At 64.9% G+C, this 18,118-nt stretch carries 21 protein-coding genes and 2 pseudogenes; 10 read left to right on the forward strand and 13 right to left on the reverse strand.

The window, feature by feature from the left end; genetic code table 11:
- Positions 1–954 (forward strand): annotated as a pseudogene (locus A1351_RS05595) (DNA-directed RNA polymerase subunit beta'); the annotation flags it as partial.
- 245 nt (positions 955–1,199) lie between these two features.
- Here A1351_RS05595 and A1351_RS05600 read toward each other — a convergent pair.
- From A1351_RS05600 to A1351_RS05615, 4 genes are all read right to left on the reverse strand, one after another.
- A complete protein-coding gene (locus A1351_RS05600; RefSeq protein WP_245267425.1) occupies positions 1,200–2,060 on the reverse strand; it encodes a hypothetical protein in 861 nt (286 codons plus the stop codon).
- A gap of 67 nt (positions 2,061–2,127) precedes the next feature.
- Entirely contained in the window at positions 2,128–2,655 is a 528-nt protein-coding gene (infC, locus tag A1351_RS05605) for a translation initiation factor IF-3 (RefSeq protein WP_024881579.1), read from the reverse strand.
- Positions 2,656–2,855: 200 nt separating this feature from the next.
- Positions 2,856–3,083: a zinc ribbon domain-containing protein gene (locus A1351_RS05610; protein ID WP_024881578.1), complete on the reverse strand. Its 228-nt coding sequence runs from the start codon at positions 3,081–3,083 to the stop codon at positions 2,856–2,858.
- Between the two features lie 94 nt (positions 3,084–3,177).
- Positions 3,178–3,795 carry a DUF2239 family protein gene (locus tag A1351_RS05615; RefSeq protein WP_024881577.1) on the reverse strand — a complete coding sequence of 206 codons (618 nt, stop codon included), beginning with the start codon at positions 3,793–3,795 and terminating at the stop codon, positions 3,178–3,180.
- 123 nt (positions 3,796–3,918) lie between these two features.
- Here A1351_RS05615 and A1351_RS05620 point away from each other — a divergent pair, with 123 nt between their 5' ends.
- Both A1351_RS05620 and A1351_RS05625 read left to right on the forward strand, forming a co-directional pair.
- Complete coding sequence (locus A1351_RS05620; RefSeq protein WP_064032472.1) at positions 3,919–5,103, forward strand: sorbosone dehydrogenase family protein; 1,185 nt, start codon at positions 3,919–3,921, stop codon at positions 5,101–5,103.
- 70 nt (positions 5,104–5,173) lie between these two features.
- Complete coding sequence (locus A1351_RS05625; RefSeq protein ID WP_064032473.1) at positions 5,174–5,482, forward strand: DUF1778 domain-containing protein; 309 nt, start codon at positions 5,174–5,176, stop codon at positions 5,480–5,482.
- 126 nt (positions 5,483–5,608) lie between these two features.
- On the opposite strand, the pseudogene A1351_RS23755 reads toward A1351_RS05625, so the two are convergent.
- Positions 5,609–5,731, reverse strand: a pseudogene (locus A1351_RS23755) (transposase); the annotation flags it as partial.
- 113 nt (positions 5,732–5,844) lie between these two features.
- On the opposite strand from A1351_RS23755, the gene A1351_RS05630 reads away from it, so the two are divergent.
- Positions 5,845–6,270, forward strand: coding sequence for a DUF6869 domain-containing protein (locus A1351_RS05630; RefSeq protein WP_024881574.1), 426 nt, complete (start codon positions 5,845–5,847; stop codon positions 6,268–6,270).
- Positions 6,271–6,319: 49 nt separating this feature from the next.
- Here the strand turns inward: A1351_RS05630 and A1351_RS05635 are convergent, their stop codons facing one another.
- Both A1351_RS05635 and dapF read right to left on the reverse strand, forming a co-directional pair.
- Positions 6,320–7,477: a MiaB/RimO family radical SAM methylthiotransferase gene (locus tag A1351_RS05635; RefSeq protein WP_064032475.1), complete on the reverse strand. Its 1,158-nt coding sequence runs from the start codon at positions 7,475–7,477 to the stop codon at positions 6,320–6,322.
- Positions 7,474–8,340 (reverse strand): diaminopimelate epimerase, encoded by an 867-nt coding sequence (dapF, locus tag A1351_RS05640; RefSeq protein WP_064032532.1) that lies wholly within the window; start codon positions 8,338–8,340, stop codon positions 7,474–7,476. Before dapF ends, A1351_RS05635 begins: the two co-directional genes overlap by 4 nt.
- Positions 8,341–8,429: 89 nt before the next feature.
- On the opposite strand from dapF, the gene A1351_RS05645 reads away from it, so the two are divergent.
- On the forward strand, positions 8,430–9,170 hold the full coding sequence (locus tag A1351_RS05645; protein WP_064032533.1) for a GyrI-like domain-containing protein: 741 nt from the start codon (positions 8,430–8,432) through the stop codon (positions 9,168–9,170).
- A 16-nt stretch (positions 9,171–9,186) separates the two neighbouring features.
- Here A1351_RS05645 and A1351_RS05650 read toward each other — a convergent pair whose 3' ends face one another.
- The 4 genes from A1351_RS05650 to A1351_RS23760 all read right to left on the reverse strand — a co-directional run bounded on the left by A1351_RS05650 (position 9,187) and on the right by A1351_RS23760 (position 10,913).
- Entirely contained in the window at positions 9,187–9,474 is a 288-nt protein-coding gene (locus A1351_RS05650; protein WP_024881570.1) for a DUF1778 domain-containing protein, read from the reverse strand.
- A 77-nt stretch (positions 9,475–9,551) separates the two neighbouring features.
- A complete protein-coding gene (locus A1351_RS05655) occupies positions 9,552–10,001 on the reverse strand; it encodes a hypothetical protein (protein ID WP_024881569.1) in 450 nt (149 codons plus the stop codon).
- A gap of 118 nt (positions 10,002–10,119) precedes the next feature.
- On the reverse strand, positions 10,120–10,344 hold the full coding sequence (locus A1351_RS05660) for a helix-turn-helix transcriptional regulator (protein ID WP_026599658.1): 225 nt from the start codon (positions 10,342–10,344) through the stop codon (positions 10,120–10,122).
- Positions 10,345–10,349: 5 nt separating this feature from the next.
- Positions 10,350–10,913: a DUF2975 domain-containing protein gene (locus tag A1351_RS23760; RefSeq protein ID WP_026599657.1), complete on the reverse strand. Its 564-nt coding sequence runs from the start codon at positions 10,911–10,913 to the stop codon at positions 10,350–10,352.
- 128 nt (positions 10,914–11,041) lie between these two features.
- Here A1351_RS23760 and A1351_RS05670 point away from each other — a divergent pair, with 128 nt between their 5' ends.
- The 3 genes from A1351_RS05670 (at position 11,042) to A1351_RS05680 (ending at position 13,316) form a co-directional block, all read left to right on the forward strand.
- Positions 11,042–11,674, forward strand: coding sequence for a hypothetical protein (locus A1351_RS05670; RefSeq protein ID WP_024881566.1), 633 nt, complete (start codon positions 11,042–11,044; stop codon positions 11,672–11,674).
- A gap of 94 nt (positions 11,675–11,768) precedes the next feature.
- A complete protein-coding gene (locus A1351_RS05675) occupies positions 11,769–12,470 on the forward strand; it encodes a TerC family protein (RefSeq protein WP_024881565.1) in 702 nt (233 codons plus the stop codon).
- A 6-nt stretch (positions 12,471–12,476) separates the two neighbouring features.
- Entirely contained in the window at positions 12,477–13,316 is an 840-nt protein-coding gene (locus A1351_RS05680; protein WP_064032476.1) for an alpha/beta hydrolase, read from the forward strand.
- A gap of 3 nt (positions 13,317–13,319) precedes the next feature.
- Here A1351_RS05680 and A1351_RS05685 read toward each other — a convergent pair whose 3' ends face one another.
- Positions 13,320–14,195 (reverse strand): tetratricopeptide repeat protein, encoded by an 876-nt coding sequence (locus A1351_RS05685; RefSeq protein WP_083967168.1) that lies wholly within the window; start codon positions 14,193–14,195, stop codon positions 13,320–13,322.
- A 106-nt stretch (positions 14,196–14,301) separates the two neighbouring features.
- Positions 14,302–14,541 carry a 30S ribosomal protein S21 gene (gene rpsU / locus A1351_RS05690; protein WP_024881562.1) on the reverse strand — a complete coding sequence of 80 codons (240 nt, stop codon included), beginning with the start codon at positions 14,539–14,541 and terminating at the stop codon, positions 14,302–14,304.
- A 312-nt stretch (positions 14,542–14,853) separates the two neighbouring features.
- On the opposite strand from rpsU, the gene A1351_RS05695 reads away from it, so the two are divergent.
- On the forward strand, positions 14,854–15,708 hold the full coding sequence (locus tag A1351_RS05695; protein WP_064032535.1) for a nitroreductase family protein: 855 nt from the start codon (positions 14,854–14,856) through the stop codon (positions 15,706–15,708).
- A gap of 399 nt (positions 15,709–16,107) precedes the next feature.
- A complete protein-coding gene (gene thrS / locus A1351_RS05700; RefSeq protein ID WP_064032477.1) occupies positions 16,108–18,042 on the forward strand; it encodes a threonine--tRNA ligase in 1,935 nt (644 codons plus the stop codon).
- Positions 18,043–18,118: the final 76 nt, after the last annotated feature.

Genomic DNA, 18,118 nt, shown 5'->3' on the forward strand with positions numbered 1-18,118 from the left:
AAGGTGATCAAGCTGCAGCGCGGCGGCGACGCCCGCTACACGCTGCCGGTCGACTCAATCATTGCGGTCGAGCCGGGTGGGCACATCAAGGCCGGCGACATTGTCGCGCGTATCTCGCTCGAGAGCGCCAAGACCCGCGACATCACCGGCGGTCTGCCGCGCGTCGCCGAGCTGTTCGAGGCGCGCCGTCCCAAGGATCACGCGATCATCGCGGAGATCTCCGGCACGGTGCAATTCGGCCGCGACTATAAGAACAAGCAGCGCCTCTCGATCGTCCCGCATGAGGAAGGCGCGGATCCGGTCGAATATCTGATCCCCAAGGGCAAGCACATCCATCTCCAGGACGGCGACGTCGTGGAGAAGGGCGACTATATCGTCGACGGCAATCCGGCGCCGCACGACATTCTGGCGATCAAGGGCGTGGAGGAGCTGGCGGCTTACCTCGTCAATGAGATTCAGGAGGTCTACCGGCTGCAGGGCGTCAACATCAACGACAAGCACATCGAGGTGATCGTGCGTCAGATGTTGCAGAAGGTCGATATCGTCGATGCGGGCGACACCGGCTTCCTCGATGGCGAGCAGGTCGATCTCACCGAGCTCGAGGAGGCCAACGCCAAGGCGCTCGAGGAGGGCGGCAAGCCGGCCCATGGCACGCCGGTCCTGCTCGGCATCACCAAGGCCTCGCTGCAGACGCGCTCCTTCTTCTCGGCGGCCTCCTTCCAGGAGACCACGCGCGTGCTCACCGAGGCGGCGGTCAATGGCAAGGTCGATCCGCTGGTCGGTCTCAAGGAGAATGTCATCGTCGGCCGGCTGATCCCGGCGGGCACGGGCGCTGCCATGGCGAAATTCCGTGGCATCGCAACGGGCCGCGACGATCTCATCATCACGCAGCGCGCCGCCGAAGCCGAAGCGCGCCCGACGACACCGCGCCTGCCGCCCGCCGCGGCGGAGTGAGGCGAGGGGTTTTGTCCCTCTCCTCTACAGAGGAGGGGGAGAGGCCCGCGCAGAATGAAAAAGGCCGCCAGCGATTGGCGGCCTTTTTTTATTCCGTATCAAAGCTGTTTCGAGCGGATTCGAAGCTGCGTCATGCTCGGAAAATGGCCGGCGCCCTCATCCGACCCGGCTACGCCGGGCCACCTTCTCCCACGCGTGGGAGAAGGATTCGCGCCGAGTCTTTTGTGCCAGCGCAAATCCGAGCCTCAGCGCTTCTTCTTCTTCCCCTCGGCTTCCGCCGTCTTTTTGAAGCCGCTCGCCAGCTGCGTGCCGAGCGTGAGGGCGCGCGCCTCTGTCACGCGCAGCGCGCAATAGCCGAAATCCGCCTCCTGCACATAGGAGCGGCAAATTTCCTCGCGGCGCGCGGAAAAGCCGGCCTGCTCGCGGACGAGCTCCTTGCGCTGGCCCTTTTCGGATTTCATCTTGTCGTAGAGCGCTTTGTAATCATTGCGAACGGTCTGATCTATGCGCGCGCGCGTCGTCAGCATTTCGCCGGCCCGCTTGGGGTCGAACTCGCCGGCCCCCATGCCCCAGAGTCCATTGGGGTCGGCGCGGCAATCGGCCTGCTTCAGCTCGCATGCCCTGCCCTCGGAGCTGACCAGAATTGCGCCGTCGAGCGCGTCGAAGCCGAAGGGGCAGGCGGGAAATTCCACCTCATAGCGAAGAAGCCCGCTGGTCGTCTGCCGCGGCGTCAGGCGCAAGGGCTCGGACACCTCGATGCGGCAGGTTTCCCCGGAGCGCGTCAGCCGATCGCCCACAAGCGACAGCCGCGCGACCTCGAGCGCGCCGCCACGCCGTTGCAGCTCGATCGAGCCGCGCGCCTCGCCATCTTGATAGAGGATGCGTCCGACGATCGTCTCCTCGCTCGGCAGCTTGGGCGCGACGGGCGTCACGGCGGCGCGGGGCTTGGGCTTGGAGCCGGGCTCGACGGGGGCCGCGACAGAACCCGCCGGCGCCGGCGCGACCGCGCCCGGCAGCGCCATCTGAGCGATGGCGCCGGTCGTGGCGGGGAGCGCCGAAAGAAGCGCCGCGCCGGAGAGAATCGCGCGGAGGGAGACGTTGGACATGAAAGACAACAAAGACTGAAAGACGCGGCCTCGGCAAGTGCGGATCGAGGCCCCGCCCGAAGCCGCGTCAGCGCGGCGCCAGCACCATGATCATCTGCCGGCCTTCCATGGACGGCTCGAGCTCGACCTTGGCGATGGTCGCCGTCTCCGCCTTGACGCGAGTCATCAGACGGTAGCCGATATCCTGATGCGCGATCTCGCGACCACGAAAACGCAATGTGACCTTGACCTTGTCGCCCTCCTCGAAGAAGCGCTGCACGGCTTTCATCTTCACATCATAGTCGTGCTCGTCGATGCCGGGACGGAGCTTGATCTCCTTGACCTCGACGATCTTCTGCTTCTTGCGGGCCTCGGCGGCCTTTTTCTGCTCGAGAAATCGAAATCTGCCGTAATCGAGAATTTTGCAGACCGGCGGCTCGGAATTGGGCGCGATCTCGACGAGATCGAGCGCAGCCGTTTCCGCCAGAGAGAGGGCGTCGACAAACGGAACCACGCCGTGGTTCTTGCCTTCCGAGTCGATCAGTTGCACCTCGCGCGCGCGAATCTCCCGGTTGATGCGCGGACCCTCTTTCTGTGGGGCCGCGGTGCTCTTCATTGGACGGCGAATGGATGTTCTCCCTTCAGGATGAATTCGATCGTCTTCCGATCCGATCCGATGCGCGAGAGAAAGCGGCGTAAGCCGTCATTTCCCCCGGGGCTACCCGGCGGAGGGCCGACGCCGAAAGAATCTCACTCTCCTCGACGAAGTCAACCGTCGATATAGAACTATTCGCGGCGAACGCCTGAAATTCGCGCTCACCCGCAGTCGGCGAAAGCGGGGCAGGAGGCTCCGCAGCCGCCCCCTCCGCCCATGGAGGCGCAGGAGGCCTCGGTCTCGCCGCCGCTCGCCGGCTTGGCGATCAGCGAGAGCTGGCGTGTCAATTCGACGCCGCCGCAGGCCGGACAGGCGGGAATATCGTCCGAGCGAACCAATGTCTCGAATTCATTGTCGCAGGAATTGCAGCTATAGGCGTAGAGCGGCATTTAAATCCTCGTCGCCGGAAACGGGTGTCGCGCGTTACATGCGCTCCCGATCGCGCCATTGCAAGCCGCGGCCACCGTGTCGTCGTCGTTCCGCTCACGCGCCGCCGCTTTCGGCGAGGCGTAGCGCATAGGCGCGCACATCCTGCGGCCAATCGGCCATGAGCGATTCGAATCGCGCCGCGTCGCCGGCGAAGAGCGCACGCAGCGCCTCCTCATAGCCGGGGAGATTTCCGGCGACGGCGGCGAGAAATCGATAGGCGGCCTCGCGCGCCTCGCGCTTTTGGCTCTCGGCGCCGCCCTCGCGGCGCGCAGTCTCGACGAGGCGGCGCAGCGTCGCCGAAGCGCCGCCCGGCTGCGCGGCGAGCCAGTCCCAATGGCGCGGCAGCAGCGTGACCTCACGCGCCACCACGCCGAGCTTGGGCCGTCCGCGACCGCGCGCGCCTTCCTCCGCGCCTTCCTCCGGCGCGGCGTCGCTGCGCTGCCCGGCCGGCGGGGCGGCGGCGAGGCGCGCGATGATCTCCGGCTTGGCGCCGCGCAGATCGAGATCGACCACCTCGCCGGTGGCGTCATCGAAAGTGAGGATATAACCATCGGCCGCATCGGCGTTCTTCACCGCCAAGGCGACCTCTACCAGCGGGCCGGCGGCCAGCATGCGGCCATCGGCGAAAGCGGCGCAGGGCCGCGACAGGCGGGAGAGAGCGTCTTTTTCCATGCGCTATTTATACCCATGATAAATTTGTCGAGTCAATAATACCCGGGCTAAATAATCGGCGCGCCGGCGGCGGGTTGCTCCCCTATCTTTCTTAAGAGGCGCGGCCGCCCCGGAGATTCCTCCATGATCGCCCGATTCTTTCTTTGCCTCTTTCTGTGCGCGACGACCTCGCTCGCCGCCCATGCCGTGCCTTCGGCGGAGGCCGAGGCCAAGCAAATCGAAAAGGACCTGCGCCGCATTCAACTGCCGGAGGGGTTTTCCATTTCCCTCTATGCGCTGGTTCCGCATGCGCGCACGCTCGCCATCGGTCCGCGCGGCGAGGCGATTTTCGTGGGCACGGATGCGAGCCGCATTCATGTGCTGACGCCGGGCGGCGAGCGCGCCGCCTCTGTCGAGACTTTCGCCGCGGACGCGCCTTTCGTGATTCCGCATGGGCTCTGCTTCGACGAGGATGGAACATTGTTCGTTGTCGAGCAGAATCGCGTTTCGAGCTTCGCTTCAGCCGAGAAGGACTGGCGCCGGCTCGCCTGGAAGGATGCGCGCAGCCTCGCGCCGCAAGGCGGGCTCATCCCCGTCGCCGAGCAGAGCGCCAATCACACGACGCGCGTCTGCCGCATCGGGCCGGACGGCAAGCTCTATGTCTCGCTGGGCCAGCCCTATAACGTCACGCCGCGCGACAAGCTCGAGCTGTTCGAACGCATCGGCATGGGCGGCATAATCCGCATGAATCGCGACGGCTCCGGCCGCGAGGTTTTTGCGCGCGGCATTCGCAATTCGGTGGGCATGGATTTCGATCCTTCGGATGGGACGCTCTGGTTCACCGACAATCAGGTGGATCGCATGGGCGACGACACGCCGCCCGGCGAGCTGAATCGCGCGCCGCTGGCGGGGCTGCATTTCGGCTTTCCCTGGTATGGCGGCGGCCATGTGCGAACTGACGAATATTCGCGCGATACGCCGCCGGAGGGCATCGTCTTTCCGCAAGTGGAGGAGGCGCCGCACGCCGCGGATCTCGGCATGACCTTCTATCGCGGCTCGGCTTTCCCGCCTTATTATCGCGGCGGGATTTTCTCGGCGCAGCACGGCTCCTGGGACCGCACCATGCCGGTCGGCGCGCGCATGATGTTCACCCGCGTCGGCCCGGAGGGAAAGCGCGGCGTCAGCGAGCCTTTCGCGGAAGGCTGGAACGATGGCGATCCGCAATATCTCGGCCGGCCCGTGGATGTGGCGGAGCTGCCGGACGGATCGCTGCTGGTGACGGATGACCAGAATGGGGCGGTGTATCGGATTGTTTACAAGGCGCCATGACGAATGTCATTTTGTGTTGACGTTGTCCCTACTCACACTTTTCATTAGGTTGATCGTAGAGGAGAGCCGAATGGCGACCGAGGCGTCGAAGCAGGCCGCCGCACCGGCCAGAGAACGGCATGATTCCACAGTGAATGTGCGCATGTCGACGACGACACGCAATCTGATCGACACGGCGGCGTCGCTCATCGGCAAGACGCGCAGCGAGTTCATTACGGCGAGCGCTCGACAGCATGCGGTCGACATATTGCTCGACCAACGTCTGTTCGTGCTGAGTGAAAAAGACTTCGCGGAGTTCGAAACGGCGCTGGACCGGCCGTCACCGCCCAATGACGAGCTGAGAGCGCTGCTGAAGAAGAAGCTTCTATGGGAGAAATAGAGCGCGGGGCGAGATTTCATGCACTCGTGCGGCTCGATCCGCCCAAGCATGTTTTTCGGACCATCGACTGCGGCAAGCGGCAGCTGAATGAATGGCTGAAGCAGCACGCGGTCGCGAGCGAAGGACGCGCTCGGGCAAGTCGCGCCACGGCGTACCCGACCGCAGTGTCCAGAATATGCCGTTTAGAGCGCGGCGGTCATCGACGCGCGGCACGCCTCGCGGCTCGTTGGGTAGCAGTGGATGGGTCATGCGCCATTCGTATGGGCTCACGCCGACGCTGAATCAGATATTTGCGCGATATGAAAGTCGTCAGTCCGCATTCGTCCCCCTTGCGAACACAGATGTTGCACAGGCTGTCGTACATGACTTGGACGAATCCCACCCCAAACGAGCTTGCAGCCGATTGGATAGCCTGCCGAGGGAGCGTTGGAAGTGACGCGTCGAACGGTTTGGCGCAGTTTTTATTGTCGGACTTCCCGCGAGAGGAGCCGGAACTCACGTGGGACACGATCATGTTGATCGTGAAAGCCTACCCGGAGGCAGACTTTTACGACGAAGCCGCAACGGAAGCGCAGGCGGTGTGCTGCGCACTTGCTGCAGGCCCCGTCGAAGACTTGCTCTCGTTCCATGGCCGAGACTATATCGATAGGTTCGAAAGCGAAGCGCGCCTAGATCGGCGAATGGCTTGGGTTCTCGGTGGTGCGTGGCAGTTCGAGATGAGCGATGAAATTTGGGATCGCGTTCGGCTTGCGGCGGACGACACGTATTGGAAACGCAACACTTCCTAGCGGCAGCTATCCACCCCATCTCGGTCATTCGGTTTTATGGGTTCGCGGCCTAAATCATTCGCCCGCTCAACGCCTTCCCGTCATGCCCCGTCACGCGCATTTCCAGCATGCGCCCCGCCTCCGCGCCGGGCGTGCGCAGGGCTGTGAAATCTTCGGCGCGGGCCATGCCGCCTTTTTCTGTCAGCACGCGCAACGTCTTGCCGATCTGCGCGTCGAGATGGCGCCCGAGCGCCGCTTCTCCGGCCGCGCGCAGGCGGGCGGCGCGCTCCTTCACCAATGCGCCATTCACTTGCGGCATCAGCGCCGCCGGCGTCCCCGGACGCGGCGAATAGGGGAAGACATGCAGATGCGTCAGCCCGCATTCCTCGACGAGAGCGAGCGTGCGGGCGAACATGTCTTCCGTCTCGGTGGGAAAGCCGGTGATGAAATCGGCGCCGAAGACGATATCCGGCCGCGCCGCGCGCAGCTCGCTGCAAAAGCGAATGGCGTCGGCGCGCGAATGGCGGCGCTTCATGCGCTTCAGGATCAGATCGTCGCCCGATTGCAGCGAGAGATGCAGATGCGGCATCAGGCGCGGCTCGGCGGCCATGCAATCGAAAAGCGCGGCGTCCGCCTCTATGCAGTCGATGGAGGAGAGCCGCAGCCGTTCGAGCTGCGGCAATTCCCGCAACAGCGCGCGCGCGAGGCCGCCGAGCGTAACGCCCTCGGCGGAATAGCTGGTGAGATCGACGCCGGTCAGCACGATCTCGCGCTTGCCGCTCTCGACCAGCCGCCGCGCCTCGGCGACGACCTCGCCCGGCGCGATGGAGCGCGAGGGGCCGCGGCCGAGGGGAATGATGCAGAAAGTGCAGCTATGATCGCAGCCGTTCTGCACGGCGAGAAAGGCGCGCGTCTGCCCTTCGGCGGCGCTTTCGGCGCGCGGCTCGCCCGGCTCGGTGAGCACGCGCGTGACGCCATCCATTGCGGCGAAGCTCTGCGGGTCGATGCGCGCCGCGCAGCCGGCGACCACGATCTCGGCCGTTGGCCGCTCGCGCTTGAGGCGGCGGATCGTCTGGCGCGCCTGACGCGTCGCCTCGGCGGTCACGGCGCAAGTATTGACGATGACGCGCTCGTTTTGCGCGCCGGCGCGCGCCTCGCGCAGCAGCCGCTCGGAATCGACGTAATTGAGGCGGCAGCCGAAGGTGACGATGTCGACCGCGGCGGTCACGCGTCCAGCTCGGCGAAGTAGCCGGCTTCCAGCGCCGTCTCGAATTCGAGCTCGACGTCGCCGGTCATCATCACATGATCGTCCGTCCCCCAAGCGATGACGAGCTCGCCCCCCGGCAGGCGAATGCGGGCCTCGCGGGCGGAGAGGCCGGCGCGGGCGGCCGCCACCAGCGTCGCGCAGGCGGCCGAGCCGCAGGCGCGCGTCTCGCCCGTGCCGCGCTCCCAGACGCGCAGCAAAATCTCGTCCGGCGCAATGATCTTGGCGAAGGAGATATTGGCGCGCTGGGGGAAGAGCCTGTGATGCTCGAGCTGCGGCCCGAGCGTCGCGAGATCCATGGACAGCGGGTCCGCGACGAAGAAGACCGCATGCGGATTGCCCATGTTGACAGCCGAAAAGGCGGCGGGCGCCCCCTGGACTTCAGGCGCGAGCGGCACATTTCTCGTATCGGGGGCTTCGGCGGCGAGCGGTATGTCCCGCCAGCCGAGTCGAGGCGCGCCCATATCGACGGTAAAGCGCGTCTCGCCCGCGCGCCATGTGCGCACCGGGCCGGCGTCGGTCTCCAGCGTCAGCGCCTCGCCTTCCCCGGCGCGGCCGAGCACATAGGCGACGCAGCGCGTGCCATTGCCGCAGGCGGCGGAGAGCGAGCCGTCGGTATTGTAGATGCGCATATAGGCGTTCGCGTCCGCATGGCGCGGCGCATGCAGGACCATCAGCTGGTCGAAGCGCAGGCCAGGGGCGCGGGCGATGGCGCGCGCCTCGGCGGGCGCGACCTCGAGGCCCGCGCTGCGCAAGTCGAGAACGAGGATTTCATTGCCGATCCCGTTCATGCGAAAGATCGGGAGTCCGGCGAGCGGGCTGGTCATCATGCCGTTCATTTCCTGTTACAGGCGTATATAGAGAATCGAATCGCGACGCTATGGCCGGCGCCCGCGCTTTCAAGAGGACGAGACCCATGAGCAATTCGAGCGATGAGGGCTTCACGCAGAGATTGAAGCGCGCTTGGCCCTTTGTCGCGGGTCTGGCCGTTCTCGCCGTCGTCGCGGGAGCCTTTTTCGGCGCGACATCCACTTCGCCCACCCCCACCGCCGTCGTTCCGGCGCCGAGCGCGCAGGTCGCGGCGGAGACGCCGCAAAAGTCCGCGCCGGACAGCCCCGTCGCGCCGAAGCCGACGCTGGACCTCAACGAGCCCTCTCAGGCCGAGGCGGAGGCGCAGGCGCAAGCCGACGCCATCGCCGGTCAGGCGACCGATATCATCGCCCGGCCCGTCCTCAAATTGCGCGGGCAGGGCACATGGGCGGACGGGCTCAAAACGCTTTCCGAGGCCATCGCCAATCTGCGCATCGCCGCCTCCAAGACCGGCCTCACCGTGGACGGCCGCCCGCTGGTCGCCTTCACCGAGACGGATGACAATGGCTTTCATTTCGAGGCCATGCTGCCGCTGACGCGTCCGCCCGAGGCCAAGACTAAGTTCGAGCATGGCGTCGAGGCCGGCGCCTCGCCCGCCGGCAAGGCGCTGAAATTCCAGCATCGCGGGCCTTATGAGGAGATCGACTCGACCTATGAGGCGATCACCGCCTTTCTGGACGAGAAGGGCCTCGACACGAAAAATCTGTTCGTCGAGGAATATCTCACCGAATTGAAGACCAGCGATGACGATGGGCTCGAGGTGGATATCTACGTGTTCTTGAAGTGAGAGCGGTAATCCGCGGTCACTTCGGAGCCTCGACGAGACGGCGATAGGCGTCGGCGGCGCGCAGCAGCCCCGGCGCCGGCGTCGGCGGGTCGAGGACGGCATCAGCGAAAATTCGCTGATCTTCCAACGAGAGACGGATGATCTGTGTTTCCGCGATCGTGCGCAGCGCCGCTTCCAGCGCGGCGACGACCACGAAATCACCGACGCTGCGGCCTTGAATTTCGGCGGCGCGTTCGATCATGGCCAGCGCCTCCGATCCGAGACGCGCTTCCAGCCTCGCCGTTCGCTCATTGTCCGCGCTCATGACGTCTCCGAAAGTCGGCCTAATTATGTATGGCGGATAATTGATCGTCTCGTTCGCTTCTGGCCATCATTGTGCTCTCAATGTTCTGCATTCAAGAAAGCTTGCGTCATCACATAGCTCAAAAGCATCGTCGAATAAGTGAGGATCGAGGAAGCGCTCCATCGATCCCATCGTCCTGTTCTCCGCGCCCAACCGATGAGCAGGTAAACGAACACGAGAAAAGGAATCCAGTTGAAGAGGAATCCATAAATGAGGGTTGCTGATAGTCCTAATAAGAGCAGAGGCAGAGCGCGTATGAGCGCTGCAAGGAATGGCATATCGTAGAATGTTCTGATAACGAAGGCGTCGAATATCAAAAAGATCATGGCGGTTTGCAGCAAGAAGCCAGGAAAGGCCGTAACCGACATGCACAGGGTTGGCCTCCACCCAAAGCGGTACGTCGCGACACCCCAAATAATCCCCGTGACTGCGAGAGTGCCGAACCACCTCGCCGCAAAATATTCCAGGTGGCTTCCGAGATATTCCATTCGCTTTCCTCTACACAATTCGGCGCAATGCTATTTCCAAGCTAACGTGAGCCAAACGAGTTCCGTCCGTAAGTAGCCGCGGTAGCAGGAAACTGCTACGCGCGCCAATGTGAACAAATCAACCTCCCTTTCCCTCCGCCTCCGGCCGATATTCCAGAATGTCGCCCGGCTGGCAGTCCAAGACCTCGCAGATCTTCTCCAGCGTATCGAAGCGAATTCCTTTCACCTTGCCGGATTTCAAAAGGCTCACATTCTGCTCGGCGATGCCGATGCGTTGCGCGAGATCGCGCGAGCGCATTTTGCGCCGCGCGAGCATCACGTCGAGATTGACCACGATCGTCATGGCGCTCACACGAATTGCGCGTGCTCGCCGGCGATGTCGGCGGCGGTCTTGAAGATATGGGCTATGGCGATCAGCATCAGCAGAAAGATGACGTTCAGCAGATCCTCGAGCCTTATGTAGCCGTGATGGCTCTGCGCGTAGGGAAGATGCGCGGCGATGGCCAGAATGATCGCGGAGCGCATCGCCACGTCCAGAAGGACTGTGAACAGTCCGATGACGCCCGCGCGCCGCAGCCATAACGCCGCCTCCGCGGAGAAGACGCCGCCCTCGAGATAGAGGCTGAACACGCGCCACAGGCAAAAGCAGATGACGGCGGCGAAGACCCAGACGACGAGGCTCAGCGCCGTCGCCGCCGCATATTGGCCTTGCGAAGCGCCCGAAACGTCGATCTGCAACAGCTCGCGATAATGGCGGCCGACCTTTCCGGGATCGGCCCAGAAGGTCAGCATAGCGAGCAGATCGGCCGCCGCGAAGAAAATGACGAGCGCGCGAATCGTCTGGCAGATCCAGCCGATGCGCGCCCGCAGCGCGGAAAGACGCGGGTCTTGGAATGCGGTGGCGTCGGTCATGGATTCTATCCTTTTCGCCTTTTCGGCCGCGTCGGCAAAAATTGCCAACATGCGCGATGGAAACAATTTGACACATATTATTTTTAATGTCAAATATGAAAATATCATCGAACAACAGGAAGCGATCCATGACCCGCGGCCTCCCGTCTCTCGCGCTCGCCTCTGCTCTTTTTCTTTCGGCCTGCAACGGCGTTCCGCTCTCCACGCAGTGGAAGCTGCGCTCCTTCGATCTCTCGACCGCCGATGTCGCGCCGCTCCGCGTCGCCTTGCGCGCGCCCGATTGGCTCGAGCCGACGCCGACGAGCGCGCGCGTCGTCGTGACCTATTGGCGCGAGGACGAGGAGACGGCGAAGCGCGTGCTGACAATTCGCCTCGTCGCCGCCGCGCATGCGGAAGACCGGCCCATTCTCGCCGGGCTCGACTCGGCGACGAACGGCGAACTGATGGTTTTCGAGGCCGACAGGCGCGATCTCGCCGCCATTCGCGCCGCGCAGGAGGAGGGAAAGCGCTGGCGCGAGAGCGGCGCGAAAGCCCATGGCTCGCTCGATCTCGAGGGCGGGCTGTTCTGCCGCCGCGCGGAACTCCCGAGCGGGCCTCTGCTCCTGGACGTCTACGCCCATGCGGATGACGCGCTCGGCTGGCTGCCTCTGCTGCTCGGCCATGACGCCCACGCGCCCGGCGCGGATGAGAAGAAGCTCGCCGAATTCATGCCGCCTTGCGCGCCGGCGCCGGCCAATATCGCGGCCAAGACGCGGCGATAGCGCGAAGCGCTGCCGATCTCGCTGGCGTTGGCCCCATGAAGCGCGATATGATCGCGCGCATACTGCCCTCGGGCAGGGTTGGACACCCAAGTCAATGAACGGCGACGAGCTTTCCGTCGGCTTCCAAGTCTTAGAGATCATCTGGATCGATCTGCTTCTCTCCGGCGACAATGCGATTCTCATCGCTCTCGCCTGTCACAAGCTCCCGAAACAGCAGCGACGATGGGGCATTTTGCTGGGCGCGGGCGGCGGCGTGCTGCTGCGTATCGCCTTCGCCTTCGTGGTCATTCAGCTCATGGCGATTCCGGCGCTCAAGGCGCTCGGCGGCCTGATGCTGCTCGGCGTCGCCACCAAGCTGCTCGTCGACGAGACCGAGCATCATATGGAGGCCAAAGAGGACCTCTGGGGCGCGGTGGCGGCCATCATCATGGCCGATGCGGTGATGTCGCTCGACAATGTCATCGCCATCGCCGGCGCGGCGGAAGGCTCCATGCCGCTCATCATCTTCGGTCTCGCCGTGTCGGTGCCGATCGTGGTCTTCGGCGCCGGCCTGCTGATGCAGGCGCTGTCGCGCTTTCCCATTCTGGTCTGGGCGGGCGCGGGCCTGCTCGGCTGGATTTCGGGCGAGCTCATCGCCAGCGATCCGATCTGGGAGAAATTCGGCTGGACCGCGCCGGCGCATTTCGAATTCGCCGCCTCTGTCGCCGGCGCCGTTCTCGTGCTCGTCGCGGGCTTCATCGCGGTGAAGCTCGAGGAGCGCGCCGAGGCGCGGCGCAAGGCCGAAAGCGGAGGCTGATCGCCCATGGCGCTCGCGCTGCTGAAATGGGCGGCGCTCGTCGCTATCGGAGCCTATGTTCTGGCGGCGGCGGGGCTCGGCTTGTTTCAGCGGCGCCTGCAATATCTGCCGGACACGCGCCAAATCTCGCCGCAGCAGGCGGGGCTCTCCGGCGTCGAGGAGCTGAAGCTCGCGACCTCAGACGGCGAGACGATCGTCGCCTGGCATGCGCCGCCGCGCGAGGGGCGGCCGGTGCTGCTCTATTTCCACGGCAACGCCGGCGGGCTCGTCGATCGCGTCGCGCGTTTTCGATTTTTCATGGGCGAGGGCTATGGCTTTCTCGCCATCGCCTATCGCGGCTATGCGGGCTCCAGCGGCGCGCCGACGCAAGAGGGCCTGATTCGCGACGCCGAGGCCGCCTATGCGGAGGCCCGCGCGCGCGGCTATGGGCCGGAGCGGATCGTCATCATCGGTGAATCATTGGGCTCGGGCGTCGCGACGCAGCTCGCCGCGCGGCGGGAGGCGGCGGCGCTGGCGCTCGACTCGCCCTTCTCCTCGGCGGCCGATGTCGCCGAGACGCGCTATGGCTTTCTGCCGGTGCGCTGGCTGATGCTGGATCAGTTCCGCTCCGATCTCGCCATTCGCGACGTGCATGTTCCCGTGCTGATCGTGCATGGCGACAAGGATGGCGTGGTGCCGATCGCGCTCGGCCGCAAGCTCTTCGATCTCGCCAATGAGCCGAAGCGCTTCGTGATCGTGTCCGGGGGGCAGCATCTGGTGCTGGGATTGCCGGACGTCTTCCCGCGCGTCGCCCGCTGGGTGGACGCCGCGCTGGCGACGCCGCGGCGTCTCGAGGCGAGCGATTGAGGCTCAGCCGCGCGAGGAGCCCTGTTTCGCGATCGGCTGCTGCGGATCGAGCGCCAGAGCGCGCTGATAGGATTCGCTCGCCTTCTGGCGATTGCCCTTGCGCTCATAGGCGAGGCCGAGCCACGCCCAGGCCGGCGCGCTCTTATTGTCGACATTGAGCGCCGCGTTGAAATCCTCGATCGCCTTGTCGTAATTGCCCATCGTCACGAGGCTCTCGCCGCGCGCCTGATAGGGCGCCGCCGCGAAAGGATCGCGATCGATGGCGTTGTCGAAATCGGTGACGGCGCGCTGATTGTCGCCGCGCTTCTGATGGATCAGCCCGCGTGCGTGAAACGCCTGTGCGCTCTCGGGATTGAGCCGGATCGCCTGGTCGAGGTCAGAGAGCGCCTGCTCCAGATTGCCCTGCGCGCGCAAGAGATTGGCGCGGCCGATATAGGCCGGGGCGTGATTGGGGTTGACGTCGATCGCGCGGTCGAAGTCGAGCCGCGCCTGATCGTTGCGGCCCGTCTGGCGGAAGGCGAGGGCGCGATTGGTGAAGGCGGCGGCGCTGCTGGGCTCGATCTTGATCGCCTGGGAGAAATCGGCGATCGCCTCCTGGAACTGGCCGATCTTGGCCAGCGCCACGCCGCGCGTGTTGAAGGCCTCGGCGCTGGGATTGCGGCGCACGACCTCGGACAGCGACTCTATATTGGCGTTGGCGGCCCTTGGATCGGCGGCGTCGGTCTCGGCGAAGCCCCGTCCCGGCGGCCGCAGCACGCCGGCGGTCTCACAGCCCGAGAGGGCGAGCAGAGTCAGGATCGCGACGCCCGCGCGCAAAGGCGCGTGGCGACAAAATGCGGGGGACGTCCGGCGAACCGCCGATCCGAGCGGCAATTCCATTCCGTCCGACCTCCTCAGACAAGCCCTGAAAGCGCTTCGAATGCGCGACGAAGACGAATCATAGCGGGCAATTCGGCGAGATTTCGACGCGCCCGCGTCTTTCTGCTCAGCGGCCGCCGACGGCGGGCTTCGGCTTCATCGGCAGCAGGCCTTCGCGCTGCAGCTTCTTGCGGGCGAGCTTGCGGGCGCGGCGCACGGCCTCGGCCTTCTCGCGGGCGCGCTTCTCCGAGGGCTTCTCATAATGGCCGCGGAGCTTCATCTCACGGAAAATACCTTCGCGCTGCATCTTCTTCTTCAGCGCCTTGAGAGCCTGGTCGACATTATTGTCGCGGACGAGAACTTGCACGAAGCGATCCTGTTTCTAGAGGCGGCGCGCGCCCCGGTTGGAGACGTTGCTGCGGGTGAGAATAGTCGGTCGGGCGCTGACGGAGCGCCTGACCCGTGCGCGGGGAATTAACAGAACTGCCCGGCGTTGTCCACAAGGAGCAGCTCGGACGACGCCGCTATCCGTATAAGCCGAGGGGTCCGGCTCGTCCCGCCGGCTTCCGGTTTTCCCGCGGGGCCAGGGTGGATTTTTGCGGCGGCTTTCGTCACCATGCCGCAAAGCGCGCGAGCGCGCATCTCGGGCGCGCGTCACGCGGCGTTTTCTGGAGACGATATGAACAAGCCGATCACGAGAGGGGAATTGAGCGCGGCCGATGGCGCGGAGGCGATCCGCGCCCGCTATCGCCGCGACGATTCGCCGACCCCGCCCGTTTGGAACGAGACGCTGGACCTTCTGCTCGCGCATCGGTCCATCCGCGCCTATCTGCCGGAAAAAATTCCCGCCGAGACTCTGGCGACCGTCGTGGCCGCCGCGCAATCGGCCGCCACCTCCTCCAATCTCCAGGTGTGGAGCCTCGTCGCCGTGGAGGATGAGGCGCGCAAGAGCCGCCTCGCCGATCTCGCCGGCAATCAGCAGCATATTCGCGACGCGCCTTTGTTTCTTCTATGGCTCGCTGATCTGTCGCGGCTCGAGAATATCGGCAAGGAGCAGGGCCGTGACGGGGCGGCGCTGCCCTATCTCGAAATGTTCCTCACCGCCGCGATCGACGCCGGCCTCGCCGCGCAAAATGCGCTGACCGCGTTCGAATCGCTCGGCTATGGCGGGGTCTATATCGGCGGGATTCGCAACAAGCCGGAGGAGGTGGCCAAGGAGCTGGACCTGCCGCCGGGCGTGTTCGCCGTCTTCGGCATGGCGGTCGGCCGCCCCGATCCGGCCAAGGCCGGCGGCGTGCGCCCGCGCCTCGGCCAAGGCGCCGTTCTGCATCGCGAGCAATATGCCTGGAACGAGGCGCAGCGCGAGGCGGTCGCCACTTATGACGAGAAGTTCCGCGATTTTCAAAAAGAGGCGGGCCTTCCCGAGCAGGGCTGGATTCGTCAGGCGCTCTCCCGTGTGCGCGGCCCCGAGAGCCTCAGCGGCCGCGACCGGCTGAAGGAGGCGCTGCGGGCGCTGGGCTTCGCGTTGAAATAGCTGGCGCTCGGCCTCCGCCTCGAGGGGCTAGCGAATGCGCACATCTTCCTCGCCGCCGCGACGTCATGGCCGGGCTTGTCCCGGCCATCTACGCCAACGCGCGCCTGGGTGTCTCGGAAATCTGGCGTGAGCCGAAGCTCCGGCTGTGTCCGACGTGGGATGAAACCATCGATGGCCGGCGCTTTCCCTTCGGTTTCTCAGCTGCTTGGCGTGGATGGCCGGGACAAGCCCGGCCATGACGGCCGCAGTGTCTCGCGATATGTGAGTCCGATAGCCCTCCGCGCCGCGCCGGCGATTGCCAAGCGCGACATGCTTGCCTTATCAATGCCCCCGGCCCATCTCGGGCCGCACGCGACTTACGCCGACTTGTATCGGCGAGTGGGCGCATGAGGAGAGCATATGATCGCCGTAACCTTCCCCGACGGGGCGTCCCGTCAATTCGAGCCCGGCGTTTCCGGCCTCGATATCGCCAAGAGCATTTCCCCTTCCCTCGCCAAGCGAACCGTCGCCATGGCTCTCGATGGAGAGCTGCGCGACCTCGTCGATCGCGTAGACCGCGACGCCAAAATCGAGTTCGTCGGCCGCGAGGACCCGCGCGCGCTGGAGCTGATTCGTCACGATTGCGCGCATCTTCTGGCGGAAGCGGTGCAGGAGCTGTTTCCCGGCACGCAGGTCACCATCGGCCCGGTGATCGAGAACGGCTTCTATTACGATTTCTATCGGTCCGAGCCCTTCACGCCGGACGATCTGCCGGCGATCGAGAAGAAGATGCGCGAGATCGTCGCGCGCGACGCCGCCATCACCAAGGAAGTCTGGAGCCGCGATCAGGCCAAGACCTATTTCACGGCGAAGGGCGAGGCCTTCAAGCGTGAGCTGATCGAGAGCATTCCCGGCGGCGAGGATCTGAAGATCTATCGCCAGGGCCATTGGCTCGACCTGTGCCGCGGCCCGCATCTGCCGTCGATCGGCAAGGTGGGAACCGCCTTCAAGCTGATGAAGGTGGCGGGCGCCTATTGGCGCGGCGACCACAACAACCCGATGCTCTCGCGCATCTATGGAACCGCCTTCGCGAAGCAGGAGGACCTCGACGCCTATCTGCATCGCCTCGAGGAGGCCGAGCGCCGCGATCATCGGCGCCTCGGGCGCGAGATGGACCTGTTCCATTTTCAGGAAGAGGGGCCGGGCACGATCTTCTGGCACGAGAAGGGCTGGGCGCTGTTCCAGAGCCTCGTCTCCTATATGCGCCGGCGCCAGAAGGCCGCGGGCTACAAAGAGGTGAACACGCCGCAGGTGCTCGACCGCGCTTTGTGGGAGACCTCCGGCCATTGGCAGACCTATCGCGAGAACATGTTCCTCACGAAAACTGAGGACGAGCGCATCTTCGCGTTGAAGCCGATGAACTGCCCCGGCCATGTGCAGATCTTCAAGAACGGCTTGAAGTCCTATCGCGACCTGCCGGTGAAGATCGCCGAATTCGGCATTGTGCATCGCTATGAGCCGTCGGGCGCGCTGCACGGCATGATGCGCGTGCGCGCCTTCACGCAGGATGATGCGCATATCTTCTGCAACGAGGACCAGATCATGGAGGAGGCGTTGAAGATCAACGACCTCATCCTGACGATCTATAAGGACTTCGGCTTCGACGATGTGGTGGTGAAGCTCTCCACCCGGCCGGAGAAGCATGTCGGCTCTGATGAAGCCTGGGCCAAGGCCGAGGCGGCGCTCCACAAAGTGCTGGAAGAGCTTTCCGCGCGGGGCCTCAAGACCGGCGTCAATCCGGGCGAGGGCGCCTTCTATGGGCCGAAGCTCGAATATACGCTGCGCGACGCCATCGGCCGCGAATGGCAATGCGGCACGACGCAGGTGGACTTCAATCTGCCGGGGCGTTTCGGCGCCTTCTATATCGGCGCGGACAGCGAGAAGAAGACGCCGGTGATGATTCACCGCGCCATGTTCGGCTCGCTGGAGCGCTTCACCGGCATATTGATCGAGCATTACGCCGGTCATCTGCCGCTGTGGCTCTCGCCGCTGCAGATCGTCGTCTGCACCATCACGCAGGACGCCGATGATTATGCGCTCGAGGTCGCGGCGGAGGCGCGCAAGCTCGGCCTCGCGGTCGATCTCGATCTGCGCAATGAGAAGATCACCTATAAGGTCCGCGAGCATTCGCTGGCCAAGGTCCCGGCGCTGCTCGTCGTCGGCAAGAAGGAGGCGGCCGAGCGCACCGTCTCCATCCGCCGTCTCGGCTCGCAAGCGCAGAGCTCTGCGAGCCTTGCCGACGCGCTGGCCGCGCTCGCCGCCGAGGCGACGCCGCCGGATGTGAAGGAAGCCTGAATCGCGAGATGAAGGACGGGGCCGGCGGCGGAAACGCCCCGAGCCCCGTTTCCGTCCGCGGCGCTCGCCTCAGAAA

The organism is Methylosinus sp. R-45379, assembly GCF_001644125.1.
Lineage (GTDB): Bacteria > Pseudomonadota > Alphaproteobacteria > Rhizobiales > Beijerinckiaceae > Methylosinus.